The organism is Thalassotalea crassostreae, from assembly GCF_001831495.1.
Lineage (GTDB): Bacteria > Pseudomonadota > Gammaproteobacteria > Enterobacterales > Alteromonadaceae > Thalassotalea_A > Thalassotalea_A crassostreae.
Genome location: NZ_CP017689.1, coordinates 716,828 through 735,101 on the forward strand (window position 1 = coordinate 716,828; position 18,274 = coordinate 735,101).

General features: G+C 37.6%; 15 protein-coding genes and 1 tRNA gene. 6 read left to right on the plus strand and 10 right to left on the minus strand.

Annotated features, from left to right (window positions below; all coding sequences use genetic code 11):
* Positions 1-6: 6 nt before the first annotated feature.
* Genes LT090_RS03200 through LT090_RS03210 form a run of 3 tightly spaced genes read right to left on the minus strand, consistent with a single transcriptional unit; the run spans position 7 to position 2,538 of the window.
* On the minus strand, positions 7-1,359 hold the full coding sequence (locus LT090_RS03200; RefSeq protein WP_082897032.1) for a COG3014 family protein: 1,353 nt from the start codon (positions 1,357-1,359) through the stop codon (positions 7-9).
* Position 1,360: 1 nt separating this feature from the next.
* Positions 1,361-1,960: a penicillin-binding protein activator LpoB gene (locus LT090_RS03205; RefSeq protein WP_068544726.1), complete on the minus strand. Its 600-nt coding sequence runs from the start codon at positions 1,958-1,960 to the stop codon at positions 1,361-1,363.
* Positions 1,961-1,962: 2 nt separating this feature from the next.
* On the minus strand, positions 1,963-2,538 hold the full coding sequence (locus tag LT090_RS03210) for an LPP20 family lipoprotein (RefSeq protein WP_068544724.1): 576 nt from the start codon (positions 2,536-2,538) through the stop codon (positions 1,963-1,965).
* Positions 2,539-3,173: 635 nt separating this feature from the next.
* Between LT090_RS03210 and LT090_RS03215 the strand changes: the two genes are divergently transcribed.
* The gene (locus LT090_RS03215; protein ID WP_068544722.1) at positions 3,174-3,692 is read left to right on the plus strand and encodes a DUF3016 domain-containing protein; all 519 of its coding nucleotides are present in this window, start codon (positions 3,174-3,176) and stop codon (positions 3,690-3,692) included.
* Positions 3,693-3,776: 84 nt separating this feature from the next.
* Here LT090_RS03215 and LT090_RS03220 read toward each other — a convergent pair whose 3' ends face one another.
* On the minus strand, positions 3,777-4,322 hold the full coding sequence (locus LT090_RS03220) for a YkvA family protein (RefSeq protein ID WP_068544720.1): 546 nt from the start codon (positions 4,320-4,322) through the stop codon (positions 3,777-3,779).
* Between the two features lie 407 nt (positions 4,323-4,729).
* On the opposite strand from LT090_RS03220, the gene LT090_RS03230 reads away from it, so the two are divergent.
* The 5 genes from LT090_RS03230 to LT090_RS03250 all read left to right on the plus strand — a co-directional run bounded on the left by LT090_RS03230 (position 4,730) and on the right by LT090_RS03250 (position 9,584).
* Positions 4,730-5,380 carry an outer membrane beta-barrel protein gene (locus tag LT090_RS03230; protein WP_068544716.1) on the plus strand — a complete coding sequence of 217 codons (651 nt, stop codon included), beginning with the start codon at positions 4,730-4,732 and terminating at the stop codon, positions 5,378-5,380.
* A 524-nt stretch (positions 5,381-5,904) separates the two neighbouring features.
* Positions 5,905-7,083: a tyrosine-type recombinase/integrase gene (locus tag LT090_RS03235; RefSeq protein ID WP_068544714.1), complete on the plus strand. Its 1,179-nt coding sequence runs from the start codon at positions 5,905-5,907 to the stop codon at positions 7,081-7,083.
* Positions 7,084-7,301: 218 nt separating this feature from the next.
* Positions 7,302-7,487: a helix-turn-helix domain-containing protein gene (locus LT090_RS03240; protein WP_068544713.1), complete on the plus strand. Its 186-nt coding sequence runs from the start codon at positions 7,302-7,304 to the stop codon at positions 7,485-7,487.
* Positions 7,480-8,679 (plus strand): primase-helicase family protein, encoded by a 1,200-nt coding sequence (locus LT090_RS03245; RefSeq protein WP_068544710.1) that lies wholly within the window; start codon positions 7,480-7,482, stop codon positions 8,677-8,679. The genes LT090_RS03240 and LT090_RS03245 overlap by 8 nt, the downstream gene beginning before the upstream one ends.
* A 230-nt stretch (positions 8,680-8,909) precedes the next feature.
* Entirely contained in the window at positions 8,910-9,584 is a 675-nt protein-coding gene (locus LT090_RS03250; RefSeq protein WP_068544708.1) for a hypothetical protein, read from the plus strand.
* Between the two features lie 305 nt (positions 9,585-9,889).
* Here the strand turns inward: LT090_RS03250 and LT090_RS03255 are convergent, their stop codons facing one another.
* The 6 genes from LT090_RS03255 to dnaG form a co-directional block, all read right to left on the minus strand.
* Complete coding sequence (locus LT090_RS03255; RefSeq protein WP_068544706.1) at positions 9,890-10,741, minus strand: hypothetical protein; 852 nt, start codon at positions 10,739-10,741, stop codon at positions 9,890-9,892.
* Positions 10,742-11,085: 344 nt separating this feature from the next.
* Positions 11,086-11,162, minus strand: a tRNA-Ile gene (locus LT090_RS03260).
* A 125-nt stretch (positions 11,163-11,287) separates the two neighbouring features.
* Positions 11,288-13,693, minus strand: coding sequence for a choice-of-anchor B family protein (locus LT090_RS03265; RefSeq protein WP_068545029.1), 2,406 nt, complete (start codon positions 13,691-13,693; stop codon positions 11,288-11,290).
* 100 nt (positions 13,694-13,793) lie between these two features.
* Positions 13,794-14,423 carry an outer membrane protein gene (locus tag LT090_RS03270; protein ID WP_068544704.1) on the minus strand — a complete coding sequence of 210 codons (630 nt, stop codon included), beginning with the start codon at positions 14,421-14,423 and terminating at the stop codon, positions 13,794-13,796.
* Positions 14,424-14,576: 153 nt separating this feature from the next.
* Positions 14,577-16,409 (minus strand): RNA polymerase sigma factor RpoD, encoded by a 1,833-nt coding sequence (rpoD, locus tag LT090_RS03275; RefSeq protein ID WP_068544702.1) that lies wholly within the window; start codon positions 16,407-16,409, stop codon positions 14,577-14,579.
* Positions 16,410-16,502: 93 nt separating this feature from the next.
* Positions 16,503-18,263 (minus strand): DNA primase, encoded by a 1,761-nt coding sequence (gene dnaG, locus LT090_RS03280; protein ID WP_068544700.1) that lies wholly within the window; start codon positions 18,261-18,263, stop codon positions 16,503-16,505.
* Positions 18,264-18,274: the final 11 nt, after the last annotated feature.

Below are 18,274 nucleotides of genomic sequence, written 5' to 3' on the forward strand. Positions count from 1 at the left end.
AATCAATTATTGTAATGGAATAGGGCTAGGGCGACTATCCATACTTTGATAGTGAAATAATTTGTCCGTTAAGCTTGTGACCATTATCACGTGTTTACTACCGGTTGTTAACTCAATTGTATGAGTTTGATTTCCCGGAGCATTAATCGATAACAATGGCTGCTCAGTGCTTAAATATGCATAATCTATTGACGCTGGTAACGTACTCCAGCTTCTTACATCAGCGACTTCCGTTAGTACTGTCACGATATTCATTAACACACCTGCAGTAGAGTCTTTCTTTTCAGAATTTTTGACCATGCTATCTTTGAATACCGCTCTAGTTGTTGCAGCCAGCAATATTGCTGGATATTCGGCACTTAAGTCTTCTTTAGCGAGTTTATCTACGTTTTCAACTTGCTCAGTAGAAATTACCTCTTCACCCGCACTTAATTGAGCATGAGAATAAATTCTGTTTCCTGGCGGATAAGCCGGTACTGACACTCGAATTATTCTATCGTTGTCATTGTCATAACTTTCATGGTTAGCCATAACTGAGCGTTGTCTTTTATGGATTACAAGGTCGTCGAAATATAAAACAAACACGTTGCTCATCGTCGATGCTAAATACGAATCTAACGCCTCTTCATCCATATTAAATTCAGCGACATATTTGTCATACTGATCTAATTGACCTAAATTTTTACTCATTCTAGCGAGTGCTAATTTTACTCCACGAGGCAAAGCCAATCCATGACTTTGCATAATATCTGCGGCAAATTTATAGCTAATAAAAGCGTTGTCTATTTCACCAGAGAGTTCGTAGACAATAGCGGAAATAACATGAGTGCTGGCTAGTTGACCTATATTTGAGTCACTTTTAACCAGTTTTTTCATCATGATATCGGCTTGCAACATTTCAACCCTGGCTCCTTGTAAATCGTCTCGAAACAAATAAGACAAAGCTAAAATATTGTGAACCATAACCAAATCAGTTGGCGTACCGGTATAGCTACGCATTGTTTCATTAATCGTTGCAGCACCTATATTTTCTGTTACAGATGTCGCGTATAACGCAGCCATTTCATTTTTTGCATAAGTAAGAGTTTCTATTGCCGCATCGTAATCTTGGCTGAGAAACTGTAACATTCCGATGTTAAGATCGAATAGCACTTGATCATTAGCGTCAGGTTTCATTGCTTGAAACTTTACTAATAGATTTTCTGGTGTATCGGTCTTTAAGGTTTGAGAAAGCGTATTAACTTTTTGTTGGGTAATTCCACAACCAGTGAGTATTAATAGAGCAAACCCAAGTAATAACTGATGACAAAAAAGTGTGGGTAAAATGCCTTTTCTACCCACAGATGACTGTTTTAGCACGTTATTTTCTCATTTTGCTATTTTCAACTAGCTTCTTGATTTTTTGCTGGCCAATCCAAACTTTGCGATTGTCTTTCATGCTAACAAGCTCTAAATCAACTTGGTAAAAACGAACCTGATCACTGCCGTCCACGTCAATAATGGTATTGATGTTTCCTTGCATCATATAATCTGCGCCAATCTCTTGACCCATTGCATTGCGAGTTGCTTCCGTTGCATTCAAGTCTTGGTCGCCGCGTTCTTCTCGAATTTCTTTTCGCGCTGTAGAGTCTGCAACAAATTCAACCTCACCAGAGTTTATTAATTCACGTTCAATATCTGAGATGAATGTTTGTGTGTTTATATGCTCATGGCTTAAATTATTAATGCGCCCAACGATAACTGTTGGCGATTTTCCTGTTGCTTTTAAATGTTTGCTAAACCAAGGGCGAGTTAATGCATCGGCCACCATAGTTTTCGCAGTTAATTGCGAGTCGGTATCGTTCCAAGCACCACTTAAATCAGCTACTGTACTGGCATCAACTCGCTCAACGGTAGTGCTACAACCAGTTAAAGCAATTGCACAGGCTAAGCTTATGCCAACTAATTTATTCAATTTCATTCTTATTTCTCCGTTTCGCTTTCTTTAATAAAGCGGTCAAATTTTGTGTCTAAAGCAGTGTCTAAATATTTTTTCATATCTTTATTCATTGCTGTTGATTGCTCGATCATTTCTTCGACTTTTTCTAAGTCTAATTCCGCAAATGAGTAGATAACATTGGTTTCTGGATTTTTCCAACGAGCTTTAATTTTCGAACCATTTAAAGATGTTTTACTAAATGTCGAAATAACTCGTTCGATGTTTGTTGAGTTAGCATCACCATTGCTCGCGGCATAATCATCAAGTGATACATCAATAAATGAAGAAACGACTTGTGCTAATTCGGCTCTAGCTCGATTATCAGCAGTGGATTTTTGCAGTGCCATGTCATTTAGAGGTTGCGACATACCGACACCTTGAATATAACGACCATCGTCATCGCTCACTGCTACACTGCCTTCATTTACCCAGTCAGGAGCATTTTCTATGCCTAAATCACTTTCAATGTCTGTTCCTGACGAACAAGCGAGTAATAATACACTCAATGATGTTGCAATAAAGCCCGTTTTAGCGTTCTTAATCTTTGAAACTGTATTCATAGTTTATTCCTTGATTCTGTTTATATTTCAATAGCTTTGAACAATAAAATTTAATTTTATTAGACCTATATTTAATTTGGATTCAACTACTTTAGAATAGTTCAAAGATTTTGAATAGCACAGTTTGACTGTATATAGTCAAAAAAGTTCGTATCTATGTCTAAGCGGACAACGAGTAGTTTTCCAATATTACTGACAATACAGACCTAAGTTTTTACCCAATAGTTTCAATAAATGAGATGAAATATCTTAGATATAAAGCCAGATAATATTTCTTTTTATATATAGTGAACGCAATCGATTGTTTTATAAAGCTAAATATCACTTTTATAAAAAAAGTATAATATATTGATACTTTGAGTGTCTTATGTAGCTACCTGAAAAATTTAATATTTAAATTAGCAGCTATTACGATGATTATTTTTTCTCGATGCAGGACGCTTGCAGGAAATTGTGCGAGGCGTGTTGTAGAAACTCGAGTATTGATAAATTTCCTTGTTTTCGATATTGAAATTTACACTGAGTATTTGCGGTCTAGTTATATGTGATGTGTAGAAATAAGTGCTAACTTATTTAAGTGTGTACTCCCGTGAGCATTGATACTAGTATGTTTATATTAATATAGGAGAATAGTTTTGAAGAAAATATTAATTTTGATTTTAACTATACAATTCGCAGCATGTTCTAGCACAGATGAATTACCTAAGTCCGTATCTGCAACGGAAGGTAAAGCGACAGTAACACTCGTAAATCCTCGTGAGTTCACTGATTTAAGGCCTGGTAACTTAAATACCTATTCTAGTTTTGAGCAATCTGTAGCTAGCAAAATAGCTGAAGCACTAAATAAAAACTTTAAAGATAAAGGTATTTCTATTGATATTGAATTCACCGATATTGATTTAGCTGGTGAGACTCGATTTAACAACGAAGAAATCCGAGTACTTAAAGACCTATACATTCCTAGTATGGAATTTGATTATGTAATCAAAGATCTTGAAGGTAATATCACGGTGTCGGACTCTGCCGATATAAAAGATATGGGATATCTGGATAGAAGATTATTTGGTCGAGAAGCCAATTCTTTGATTGGTTATGATATTCGCATGTTGATTGAGTATTTTGACGAAGTACTCAAGCCTGAGAAAACTATTTAATTAAAAAAGACGCTTATTAGCGTCTTTTTTAATTTATATGATGAATAGGGCGCATCTTCCCTGGTTGTTAACCATAGCCTATTTTTAAAATATTGAACGAAATGATGAAGTTCGGCGTCGTGAAGAACGACGATTTCTCATTCGCGAGTGTAATTCTCGTCGCTTAGCATCGAGCCAATCTTGGTGAGTGATTGTTTCGTCACCGGCCCTATCTTTTTCTCGAATTCGATAGGCACAGAACTCATTAAAAGCGTCGATATCATCACTTAAGTCTTGAGCAACTAATTCGATCATGATTGCGTCGTCTAAAAACCCTAAAACAGGGATGTCGTCAGGAACTAAGTCTTCTGCTTCACTAAAATAGGATAAAGCACTCAATACGTCAGCGCGTTCTTCATCAGGAATTTTCCACTCATTGTCTTCCACCATCGCTATTAACGTTTCTAATTTTTTAATTCTATCGCTGACAAATGGCGGCACATTACCTTTCACATCTCTAATAAGATTTTTAGCATTTGCTAAAATCACTTGCTCTGATAGGTTTTTGGCGCCGTCTTGGGCTTTTCGCATAACGTCGCGAAAATGTTCTAAATCTGAATCCTGTAATTCGAAGCTAACTTCAAATGTCATAGTAACTCTCCTTATGATGAACTTTTCTACAAGCTATAAAATTTATTAACCATTTAAATTTAACAGAGAATTGAGATTTAACCACTTAGCAAAGGTAATTATTGCGTTACTTAAAGCTATCATTTTTAATGGCGGCCTTTTCGTTGGCTTGAACACCTGGCTTATTGATTATGAGCGAATGGGATATTCAACCAGTAAATCAATGCCATTTATTGGTGCTGTTGTTTTAAGGAAATTCAAAGGGGGTCAACGCGTCGATTAAATATGTTGGAGTTTGTGTTAAGTAAGCTGCTAAGTTACCGTTATAAAAGAAAAATTTAATAATTTTTGATTAATGTAATTATATTGACAACGATATCTGGAGCGGGTTTAATGTATTCTTAACTATATATTAATTAAGGAAAATTATGAAAAAAGTATTGGTTGCATTCGCTGTATCTTCAGCTTTAACAAGTAACGTATTTGCAGAAGAACTAGTTGTTGAAAATAGTAAATTTTACGTCGGTGCTTCTATTGGCCAAACAAGTACAGATATTTCCAAAGATGAGCTTGGTTTTTCAGATGAAGTAAAGCTAGATGACACCGATACTGCAATAAAGCTTATCGGCGGATACAATATAAATAAAAATTTCTCTATAGAGGCAAGTTATAATGACTTAGGAGAGGTGAAAGCATCATATGAGAATTCTTTTAGTGATGGAATTGTTAGCTGGAGTTATCAAGAGAGCTTGACTGCAGAAGCTAGTGGCATCACCTTAAGTATTCTTGGTAAATTACCACTAAGTGAAAGTTTTAATCTGTTTGCTAAAGCTGGTATGAATTTTTGGGATGTTGAAGGGACTTATAAGTATTCTGAAAGGATCGCGATTCCTATAGATGGTATTGATGAAAGATATTCTGATAGTGGGTCAGACGATGATGATGGCAAAGACGCGTTCTTTGCTGTTGGTGGGGAGTATAACTTCTCGAAAATTGCAGTACGTCTAGAATATGAAATGTTTACGCTTGACGATACCGATGTGGATGTAATTAGTATCGGGGCAACTTACAACTTTTAATTGCTTTTGCAAGCACCGGGCCCTAAAAGTCAACTTAGGCCCGCATGCATACTTCGACGCCTTTCGGCTACAGAGTTTTACCCTAACTAGTTTTTACTCATTTCCTCGAACGCCCGGTCGTATGTCGGGTGATAAATCTAATTTCTGCATCGATTTTCAGACACAAAAAAAGACGCTTAAGTGCGTCTTTATTGTTCCTAAATGGTGGCCCTTCGGTGACTTGAACACCGGATTTGGTACGGGGTAATGAGAGCGAGGCGGGGCTTTTTCTTTTAAGAACAAAAGTTTCAGGTACAAAAAAAGACGCTTAAATGCGTCTTTATTGTTCCTAAATGGTGGCCCTTCGGTGACTTGAACACCGGACCTACCGATTATGAGTCTTACGGCCCTATGTTTTTCTAAGTAATTCTAAATAACGCCATGATGCTGTAGGTCTTGTTTGTACTGAGTTTAAATGAATTTGAGATAATTTCAATAGTATGTTTATAATAGGTGAAAGTTACCTATTTGTTACCTGAGAGATTATGAAGTTTCAATTTACAGTTAGTAGTATTAAGAAGATAGAACCTCAAGATAAAGAGATTGTATACACTGATGAAGGTGTTAAGGCACTTAAGTTAAGAGTGCATTCTTCAGGACGTAAAGTCTTCATACTTCAAAAGAGAATACCTAAAGGAAAGCTAGTTAAAGTTACATTAGGTACATTTCCTGAGATGACTCCAGATCAAGCTAGGAAGCAAGCGACTAAGACCTTATATGAAATCATGGAAGGTGTTAACCCTAACGAGCAGAGAAGAAACAATGAAGCTAAGGGGATTACCCTATTAGCTGCTTACAATGCTTACATTGAAACAAAGAAAATAAAAGAGAGTACAGCTACAGGATATAAGAGCCTGATGGATAACTATGCAGAAGAGCTGTATTCCACCCCACTTAAAGAGATAACTAGACCTGTTATTTCTTCACTTCATAACGGTATTGAATCTGCTGCCCAGGCTAACGGACTGATGCGAGTAATTAGAGCTATCTTTAACTTCGCTAGAAACGAGTACCTAACAGATGAAGGTGTTAGTTTATTCCCTGATAATCCTGTTGAGATCTTAACTCACAGAAACCAATGGCATAAGGCCAAGCGAAAGCAGGACCATTTAAGAAAAGAAGAAGTTGGATTGTTCAAGAAAGCATTAGAAGAGGTTAGGTCGGATGCTACTATAACTGAGCAATCTGTTTGCGATGCTATGTTATTTGCTCTGCTTACTGGCTTACGAAAAGAAGAAGTATTAAGTCTAAGGTGGGATGACATTAACGAGCGTTCTAACTTCTATACTATTACTGAAACTAAGAACAGCAACCCTTTAGAGTTACCTATTACTAAGCACTTATCTACAGTAATAAAACGCTGTAAAGAGAGATCTCAGACAGCCTATGTCTTTGGTGCTGAAAATGTTTACGGACGAATTAAAGAGCCTAAGAAGGTAGTTGCTAAAGTTAAAAAGATCTCAGGTGTAGAAGCTTGTAACTTCCACGATTTAAGACGCACTTTTATTACCACTGCCGAACATCTAAGTATCGGACAATACACTATTAAGAGACTTTCTAACCATGCACTAGGAACAGATGTTACTGATGGTTATAAAATACTAACTAGTGAAACACTTCGAGAACCTTCCAACAAAATTCAAGAAACCATAATGAGTCTTTAATACAGACATCAATAAATTATTCTGTAAATAAAAGCTTGCATTAAGGCTTATCCCTCAGCAGCATAGAATGTGAGGGTGCTGCTTTTTTATACAAATATATATTTTTATTATTTGTGAAAATTTTAGTATTTCTCTTCCTAATGTTGTTTTAGGATACGCTTTCAAGTTTCGTAGGCGGCGGAATTTGGTTGTAATTTTAACTGAGAAAAGGTGATTGAATGCTATTGAACACAAATGAAGTGAGTGACATTTTAGGTGTAGATAAAGGGACTTTAAATAATTGGAGATCGAATAACACGCATCCCGAATTAAAGTATGCAAAGTTAGGGCGAAGTGTGAGGTATCGAAGAGAAGATGTTGAGAAGTTTATCAACAATCTATTCGAGGCTTCTAACGATGAGTAATAAACAATATAGCGAGAGCACAATCGAAGAGCTTAAGAAGATCTTTGTATTTTCTTCTGAAGGTTTATTGTTCCTACCTCATAACAATTCAAAGCAAAGCGATGGTTTATTGGTTAGCGAAGCTGCAAGGATTGAAGGTACTAATTTACATTCTAGCTGGGGGAAAGAATATAACGGGTACTATTGCGCTTTAAGGGAGCAGTTAAACTATGTAGTTGGAACTGAATACAGACCAAGCGAACCTTTATTGATTCCTGTGGCTAACGGTAAGTTTGTTCTTAATACTTACAAAGCGCCAACTATAGAAAGAAATCTAGGAGAGGTTAGCGACTTGATGCAATTCTTTAAGCGATTATTTCCTGTCGATTCTGAAAGAGAATATGCAATAGCGCTTATTGCTCATTGGATTATTCGACCTGAAGTTAAGACTAAGGTTACTTTGCTGCTTAGGTCCGAACAAGGGGTTGGTAAAGGGGTTCTTACTGACTGCTTAATTCGTCCTTTGGTTGGGGAATCTAACTTCATTAAGATTGCTTTGAGGGATGCTAATAGCAAGTTTAATTCCTTTCTAGGAGATAAGGTTGTAGTTGCTATAGATGAAGTTTATGAGGGTAAGAAAAAGTCTTCTGACTCGCTTAAGACTAAGCAAACTGATGACTATATATCTGTTGAAGAGAAGGGAGAAGATCGTAAGTCGGTAAAGAACTATTCTAACTTCATTGTTTCAAGTAATGATTCTGTACCTGTATATATTGAAAGAGGGAAAGACCGAAGATGGTTTGTTCCTACATTTATTAAGCATAAGGAGAGTAAAGAAGAGACTCAATTGTTCTGTGAGAAGTTTATAAAGTGGCTAGATAATGGTGGGCTTGAATATGCTTATGACTATTTCCATTTTGTAGATATTGAAAAGCATAACTTCAACATTGCTCCAGACACTGAAGATAAAAATAAAATAGCCTTTGACGATCTCAGGGATGACTTTAAAGATGAGCTTAATACTTTATTACGCTCTGGACATGAAGCTTTCTCTTTAACTGAGTTATGCGAGATGTTTAAAGGGAAACTTAATCAACCTATGATTAGAGATGCGCTTATAACTAATGGTTATAACAAGCCTAGTAACGCATCAATCTATGAAGGTCAGCGTAAAAGGTGGTGGACTAAGCCTAGTCTAACTGCTGTCAATTAATAATACTCGTTTCAAACTAAGCAGTATAAATACTTAAAACAATATAAAGCTCACCAGTAGTGTGATATCTGTGCTAGTAGACGTAAGTCTTTGACTAGTAAGGATTTTTGCGTCACATTTTTAATTGCTGAAGTGTGCTCTGGTGTGCTTTTTGTTTTTATTGTTTAATTAAATCAATAGCTTACACGGATTGTTCTGTGTATTAGAATAATAATAAGAGGTAACAAATCATGAGTAAATGCAATCAAACTAAAGCTGAAATCAAGTGGTTAGAGTCAATGGGTTTTGAAGGCTATGATGAGGTGTCAAACAACAAGTATTTCGGAAAGATGCTAGATAAAGAAGGAGTAGTATTCGGTCAAATACCTGATGCAGTAGCCGTAAATAACTACACTGGATGTCTGTATATTTTTGACCATAAAAATGGAGAACTAAACGGTCATACAGTTAAAAGTGTTTCGGATAAAAAGGTAGCTGAATACAAAAAGAAAGGTTACAACGGGTACGCCATGAAGTGCAGTTGGTCTAACTCAATTCATCAAAAAGGGTTAATACAAAAATACATAAATGAAGTTTGGGCTTTAAATGTTTATTACGTCATTGTTACTAATAAGGCGTATGACTTTAAAGCTAAATGGAAAAAAGACTACCCTAATGTAGTTAAGATAAGTGAAAGCGAGTGCTTAGAATTAAAGAGCTGCTTAACTGAGGTTACTAGCTTTGAAGGGTTCGCAAATCATACTTACAACGGTGATGGTTTCATAAGTCCGTTCTTACCTGCTATTGATGCACCAAAGAAGCAGTATTTAACTATTACTTCTGATGGAGTAAAGGCTATAGAAGTTAACCCTAACTTCAATAGGCCAATAGGTGAAGGTGAAGCTAATATTTATATGGTTAGCTGATTAGTATCTTTCTTTTCAATCGGTAATTTCAATTAGAATTTTACCAAATAGGAACTAAACTTTGGTTAAGGGAATAACCACTTTTAGCATAAGGAGTATGCACTATGTACGATCACGCCTATTTACTTTCTCAATTGATTTCAGGTGAAATTAATATTGGGGAGCTTAACGAACTATCCGAAGTTGAATACCAACAATACCAAGATTATTTAAGTTAATACGATGGCATTATTAATCAAAGGTTTGATAGGCAATGGAGTGGTATTACTGATTAAAGATTAAGGGAGTCTATGACTCCCTTTTTACTATTGTGATATTGATTTTTCAAATGAGACTTTTTCATAAGCAGTGAGAGTAGTAACCTCTAAATGATTAAATCTATTTATTTTAAATTTTGCTGGAGTAGGGGTTTTGTCGTCCAACAAAAAAACACCTTTACTTGACTTGAAATCGAAAACCAATTTAATGTCCCCTTTATTCCACTTTGGTTTTGGCACTTTTAAATTAAGCAGAACAAAGGGAGCTCTTACAGCGCTTGATACATCATTTGCTATACCTACGATTAATCCATTAGATTCGTAAACCGTAAGGTTATAATCATTACTTACCCAATTTGCTGTATAAGGGGATGCAGATGTTTCAGGATAATAACTTGCACTACGTTCCCAAAAATCTGGCTCGGTGTTCATCTTCTTTAAAAAAAGAGCATCCTGATTATATAAAGTGACTTCATGGGCGGATGACACTACTGTTGTTCCGTAGGATGTCGCAGTTGCTGAAAATCCATTTGAGCCCGAAATATTGGTTGTGTTTACAGTAGGTAATACCCAGTTTGAAAAGTACGTTTTATTCTTATCAAATTGATAGGTAGTTAAGAAAACATCAGAACCTATTTCTTTTGCAAAGTCTCTAGTTAATAGTGGGTTTTGGTAAGGTCCATTGAATGAGGTTCGTCCAATTATTAGGTAGTCGTAATAAAACATTTCGTAAATTTCATCAATATCAATATTCTGATAATTAAATAAATAAACGTTATCCGTTTCTGCGTAAGTTCTTGGAGCTTCTTGTTTGTAATGTTGAACATAACTAGTGGTTTCACAGGCAGTGAGCAGAGTTATAGCTGAAAGCATTAATACAATTGTTTTGTATATATACATTTTATGTTTTCCGACTTATATATGGTTACTATACATGAGAGTAGCATAAATTGATTTTAGAAAGGCTACGAGAAAGTTAAATGTCTAAAACTAATACTGTTTTTGTAAAAATTCCTGAGTCGATATGCACTACTAGTGTAGAAAAAAGCTGTCCCCACCGTACCCCCTAAAGGAATATTTGCAGAGAATAATGGATTGCTTAGGGTTTTGATAGGATTATGACTAACGGATGAGAAAGAGTGACGCTAATACTAGATGAATTAACGTCCTTTCGGTTTGATTGTTACCTATTTGTTACCTATAAGATAGGTGTTAGTAACTACTTCGCCTGTACATCACCTAAATGGTGGCCCTTCGGTGACTTGAACACCGGACCTACCGATTATGAGTCGGGCGCTCTAACCAACTGAGCTAAAGGGCCATTTAGGAATCTTGCTTTAGTTATTAATGATAATATCCAAAAGCGGTGGCAAGTATAAGTACTTTTTATTTTATTGTCACCACTTGCGCCTAATTTTTTTCTAATTTTTAGCTTGATTGTTGGATTTATAACCGTTTTTTTAGATTTCGTACGATTATGCTGAAACCAAGGCAACTTAGTAATAGGTATAGTGTACCGCTTGAGCTGTCATCACCATTTGGCGTTACAGTAATGATTTCATAATTGATCGTCACGCTAACATCGTCACTAGCCGATAGACCTGAGCTATCGGTTGCTGTAAAACGAAAAGTCAGGGTTTCATTTACGCTTGGCCCAACAAATGTAGCATTGAGTGAATCGGAATTATTGAGTTCAACGATCGAGCCAGATATTTGCTGCCACAAGTAGGTTAGCTGTTCATTATCAGCGTCGGTTGCTGTTGCCAGCAACGACACATCACCTACATCGGTGACTTCAAAATTATCTCCAGCATTAACAACCGGAATACTGTTACCATTTGAGCCGGCGATGTTGATCATGGCTAAATTTGGCTGTGCAAGTGTCGCCCCGTTTTGTGGATCGTATAAGCGAATAAACAAGGTTTCAGTATTTTCTTTAACGTCGTCATTGTTAATTTGAACGTTAATCGCCTTGTTACTTGTATCGCTGCCTTGCCAAATCAACTTTCCCTTGCTTAATACAAAATCATCAACGCCTGCAGAACCAGTGACTAATTCCCAGTAGACTTCAGTGGTTGCAAGGTTTTCATCATTGCCGACATTAGTTCGGCTAACCATTACGTCGAAAGAGTCGCCTTCTGCGCTATTGTAGTTTCTTGCATCAAAGGCAAATGAACCTTGCTCACTATCTAAGGTGTTGTCTTGAAGAACGTATAATCCAGAATTGATATCACTAACGATGATATTGCCGCTTGGTAAAAATGGATAAACACCCCAGGCACCATGAAATGCTGATTTATCAGAAATAGGGTAGGTGTCGAAGAAGCCGATTTCCCTTGGTAATGTTGGGTCGCTAATATCGAGTACGGTAACCCCGCGTTCGTAGTTAGACATATAGTAGCGATTGCCACGGACATAGCCGTTGTGATCGATAGCTCGACTTGTACCGGTCCAAGTAGAGAGTAAGTTCGGCTTAGTTAAGTCGGTAATGTCAAACAAACGTAGAGTCGTATTTAAACCTTTCTCTTGCTCATCAAGTTCGTCATGAACAAGCATCAGCATCTTATCTTCCGTATACCAACCAGAGTGAACATAACTGGCATTTTGATAACTGGTAGTACTTAGCTTTTCAGGGGAGCTATTTTCGGTTTTATCCCAGAGCTGAAAATCATTTTCGTTAAAATCGAACATGACTTCACAATGGTCAGTACCATTGACACATTGACTGTCTTTGCGCTGATCTTCAATGGTCATAGATGAAACGTCATGACTGTATTGGTTGCGATTTGGGCTCGGTTTATAGACACTGACTAGGTTTTCAGGATCTTCTAAACTGTAAGTGTTGAAGCCACCACCGTCTTTGTCCGAGCCAGCAATATGCAGATAGGGCTTCATATTGGTAATTGATACCCCTGTAGAGTAATCAACATTAGATAGATAAATGTTATGGGCACTCAAATCGGTTTTATCTTGAGCAATGACTGAAACCGTTTCAGGTAAACCTGACAAGTCGACTATTAGCAAGCCAACAGAGGCGTTATCAGCGGTAATATAGGCATATGAGCGCCAGCGATTAAGCTGAGCATCGAAAAATTGATAAACTTTAATATCACGCCAAATCGTTTGTTGGCTGGCGATAGTGTCAACTACTCTAGGCTCTGACGGCTTACTAATATCAACAAATCCAATACCGTTCGAAAGCCCAATAATGGCGTACTCCCTTTGATCGTTTAGATCAAAGTGGCCCCAAATGTCGTTCGCTTCTGCTGGATTAGTTGAAAAACTTGAAAGTGGAATATGAGCGAGCAAGTCTATATTTTTACAAGGGTGATCTCCTGCATAATTATTAGTACAGCTAATATTATTTTTTTTCTGTTTTAATCGAGCGTAGGCTGCCAATTTAGCTTTAATTTCGGTTCTGTTTTTATTGATCTCAGCGCCTTTGCTATCGGCAATGATGGTAAAACCTTTCTCATTAAGCTGCTGTGCATATTCACTTGGAACGCCGGTTAAGTATGTTTTGCTATTTTCATACGGTGTAGCAAAGGAATTTGACAGTTCAAAGTTTGGTTTAACCGGTACTAAGTCACTGAGAAGGTAAAATAAGGTGTCTGCAGTTTCGACGTTGTAACTGCCTATTGCAAGCCGAATCTGATCACCTTTGTTTGCGTTTTTTGCCGCATAATCAATTGTTTTGCATGGCTTTTTAGGATTGTCACATCGACCAGAGTCAACACCTGATGCAGCAACATATCGAGCTTTGTCATGCTCTGCATGGGCAAATGTACCGGTAGAATAAATGCTCGCTATCAATAGTAAGTTTATTGTGAGAATTTTGAAAACAATATTCATGTGCATGACCGTCCTTGTCCTAATTATAGTCGTAAAATGCATCGTTTTTACCGCGTATTTTACGACTTTTTACAATGTAAGATATGAATTGCTTTCGCAATTAAAATTGGTAAGCTAGGCCAAGAGTAAATTCGCCTTGAAACCATACGTTGCTTTCGGTTCGAATTTTGCAGCTATCGCCAGAACAAAATACATAGCCTTTACTATCAAAAAATGATGCGTAAACACGGCCATCGAGTCGAATTGTTAATTGTTCAGTGACAGGGAATCTAGCGCCAAGTCCTAAATTCATCGATGGTCTCGTTTCACTATCTAACTCTTTATCTTTTGGTTCAAGATGGGCAATGCCTAGACCACCACTGATAACAATTGGGACTTTACCATCGTTAACCAAAACGTTACCACCTATGTGCAAATAGCTAATGCTAATACCCATATCATCGAGCACAAGATCACCATCAAACTCTGTTTCAGAATGACTGAATAACAATTCCGCTTGGCGATTAAAATCGTAATTCCAGCCTAAGATTAGTCCCGCCGATGCATCGTTAAGAAAGTCTACCTCAAATGGTTCTTCATCTTCTTCAAGGTCCTCATCATCTTCTATTGAGCTCGATGTTCTTTCACCAACGAAGATGGTTAACTCATAACTGTCTTCCTCTTTGTCTTTTGCTTGCGAAGGAATGGAGATAAGGAAACATGATAAGCACAGTAGGATAAGTTTATTCATAGACATTCTTTTTGTTAGATATTAACGAAGTATTAACTTCATCTTAAACTGCAGGAACCAACTAGGCAATAATTGTCGATAAAAAGGTTAAATTAAAGACATAAAAAAGCCCCGCATTAGCAGGGCTCTTATTCATTAGCTTGTGAAAACTATTTACTCACCGTCTAAGAAACTCTTAAGTTGCTCAGAACGCGAAGGGTGACGCAATTTACGAAGTGCTTTGGCTTCGATTTGACGAATACGTTCACGTGTTACATCAAATTGCTTACCAACTTCTTCTAACGTGTGGTCGGTATTCATGTCAATACCGAAACGCATACGTAAAACTTTAGCTTCACGAGCAGTTAGACCGGCAAGAACTTCATGCGTTGCCGCTTTCAAGTTTTCAGTCGTTGCTGCATCTACTGGAAGTTCACCGCTGCCGTCTTCAATAAAGTCACCTAAGTGCGAATCTTCATCATCGCCAATTGGTGTTTCCATTGAGATTGGCTCTTTAGCAATCTTAAGTACCTTTCTGATCTTATCTTCAGGCATTACCATACGTTCTGCTAATTCTTCTGGTGTAGGCTCTCGACCCATTTCCTGAAGCATTTGACGTGAGATACGGTTTAACTTGTTGATGGTTTCAATCATGTGAACAGGGATACGAATAGTACGCGCCTGATCGGCAATTGAACGAGTGATTGCTTGACGGATCCACCAAGTTGCATAAGTTGAAAACTTATAACCACGGCGGTATTCGAATTTATCAACGGCTTTCATCAAACCAATGTTACCTTCCTGGATTAAATCTAGGAATTGTAAACCACGGTTTGTGTATTTCTTAGCGATTGAAATTACCAAACGTAAGTTAGCTTCAACCATTTCTTTTTTCGCACGGCGAGCTTTTGCTTCACCGATTGACATACGACGGTTGATATCTTTAATACTTTGAACTGAAAGGTAAGTTTCTTCTTCAAGGCTAGTAAGTTTATATACACAGCGTTCAATATCGAAAGCAACAATTTTCAGTTTCTCAGAATAGCTATGACCCGCTGCAATTTCAGCTTCTAACCATTCTGTTTCAGTTTCATGACCAGGGAAAATCTTTATGAAATGTGTTTTTGGCATACCAGCGCCAACAACACAGTGTTTCATAATTAGACGTTCTTGAACACGAACTCTATCCATTACATCGCGCATGTTTTTAACAAGGCGATCAAATAATTTTGGAATTAGACGGAATTCTTTAAAGCACTCTGCGATAGCATCGATTGCAGCTACTGCATCTTCATGTGCACGGCCTTTCTTCTCGATAACTTTGTTAGCTGCTTCGTAAAGACCACGAAGTTCAGTGAATTTTTCGCGAGCAAGTTCAGGATCTGGACCTGTATCTTCCTCTTCTTCGTCCTCATCATCTTCTTCGTCATCTTCTTTAAGCTGATCATCGCTTAATTCAGAACCGACGTGTGTCGCAGTTGGCGCAACTTCATCTGGAGCATCAGGATCTAAGAAACCTATAATAAGGTCACTTAAACGTACTTCTTCTGCTTCAAAATTATCCCATTGTTCTAGCAAGAAATTTATTGCTGGTGGGTATTCAGAAACGCTACGTTGTACTTCGCGGATACCTTCTTCGATACGCTTAGCGATAACAATTTCGCCCTTACGAGTAAGAAGTTCCACTGTACCCATTTCACGCATATACATGCGAACAGGGTCTGTAGTACGACCGATTTCACTTTCAACAGTAGCAAGTGCTTGAGCTGCAGCTTCAGCTGCATCTTCATCAGTATTTGCTTCGCTCATCATTAAGTCATCGGCATCAGGTGCATTTTCAAACACTTGAATACCCATGTCGTTAATCATGCGAACGATGTCTTCAACTTGATCAGAATCGATTATATCTTGTGGGAGATGATCGTTTACCTCAGCAAAAGTTAAATACCCTTGCTCCTTACCTTTTGTGATAAGTTCTTTAAGTCTAGATTGTGGGGCTTGATCCATTGACGAGAGTCCACCTATTTGGCTATCAAAATACGAACAGTAAAGGACGAAATTATAGCAAGAGGAATTCAGAAATGCCAGTTAAGTGCAATATTAACTCTGAGCATTGATTAAAGACTGAAGTTCTTGTTTTTCCAACGAGTTTAATTGTCCTAAACGAGCTTTTTGCAATAATAATTCGGTGCGGTTTTCCACAAACGTGTTTATTATTTTTTCAAGGGTGTCATTAAACACACCTTCTGCTGCGCTGCTATCAATATGGTGCTCCCATAATAATAGTTTCGCTAATACATTACCTTGTTCAGTGCCACGCCAGCTTTCAATAATTTGACCACTAGTCAAATTTGGGTTCTGCTGGCATTGCTCCATAAGTTGTTTGAGTAAATCGACCCCTTTAAGTTCAATAGAATCAAGAATCGATAAATCTGGTAATACAGATACTAAATGGGGATGCTCAAGCAATAATGCAATAGCTAATCTCACTGGTGTCACTTTTTTTGGTTGCTTTATTGGAGATGTCTTTTTAACTGCTTGATTTTTATTTAGTTTTGCAAGTTGCTGCTCTGAGCCTGCACCAAATTTATTTGCCAACTCCGTAAAAATAGAGTCTTTTAATATACTATCGGGTAACTTTTGCAGGTACGGCTGGAATGAATCCACTAACGCCGCTTTACCTTCCAAAGAATTTATATCAACAGTGCTTAGTAAATGATCGAAAATAAATTGTGACAGTGGTTTTGCATTGTCGAGTATCTCTTCAAATGCTTGCTGACCTTGCTTACGAACTAAGGTGTCAGGGTCTTCACCGTCTGGTAAAAATACAAATTTTAATGACACACCATCGGAAATAAGCGGCAGGGCATTATCCATTGCTCGCCAAGCCGCATCTCGTCCAGCTTTATCACCGTCGTAACAACAGATAACTTCTTTGACCGTGCGAAACATCGTAGTGAGTTGTTCTTCTGTTGTCGATGTTCCAAGCGAGGCAACCGCATAATCAATGCCATGTTGGGCAAGTGCGACAACATCCATATAGCCTTCAACAACGACTAAGCGAGTCAAGTTTTTACAATATTTTCGGGCCTCATATAAACCGTAAAGTTCTTGTCCTTTATGGTAAATACGTGTTTCCGGAGAGTTTAGATATTTAGGTGTACCATCATTTAGAACTCGACCACCAAAACCAATCACACGTCCTCGTTTATCACGAATAGGGAACATGACACGACCACGAAAACGATCATAAGGTCGATTTTTATCTCCTTGAATTGCCATGCCTAAATCAACCAACTGGCTAGAAGCTTGCGTTGATTTGCCAAACATTGACATCATCCCATCCCAACTATCAGCCGAGTAACCTATGCTAAATTTCTTGACTATTTCGCCGGTTAATCCGCGATTCTTCAGGTACTCAATGACTTGTTTAGAATCATCATGAGTTTTTAAATTTTGTAGATAAAACTTGGCAATTTGCTCGAGTAGCTCATAGTCATCTTGTTTTTGCTTGTGAACTATTTGTGCCTGACGCTGCTGTGCTGGCGTCATGTTTGTTTTTTCTCGCTCTACTTCTACGCCATTAAATCCAGCGAGTTCTTCTATTGCATCCACAAACTCTAAGCGGTCATATTCCATGATGAAACTAATGGCATTACCATGGGCACCACAACCAAAACAGTGATAAAACTGTTTGTCGCGACTTACTGTAAATGAAGGGCTTTTTTCACTATGAAAAGGACAACACGCTTGATAGTTTTTACCAGCTTTTTTTAATTGTACTTTCGAGTCGACCAAATCAACGATATCGGTGCGAGCAAGTAAATCGTCGATAAAAGTGCGGGGGATCATGCCGGCCATAAATTAGAAGC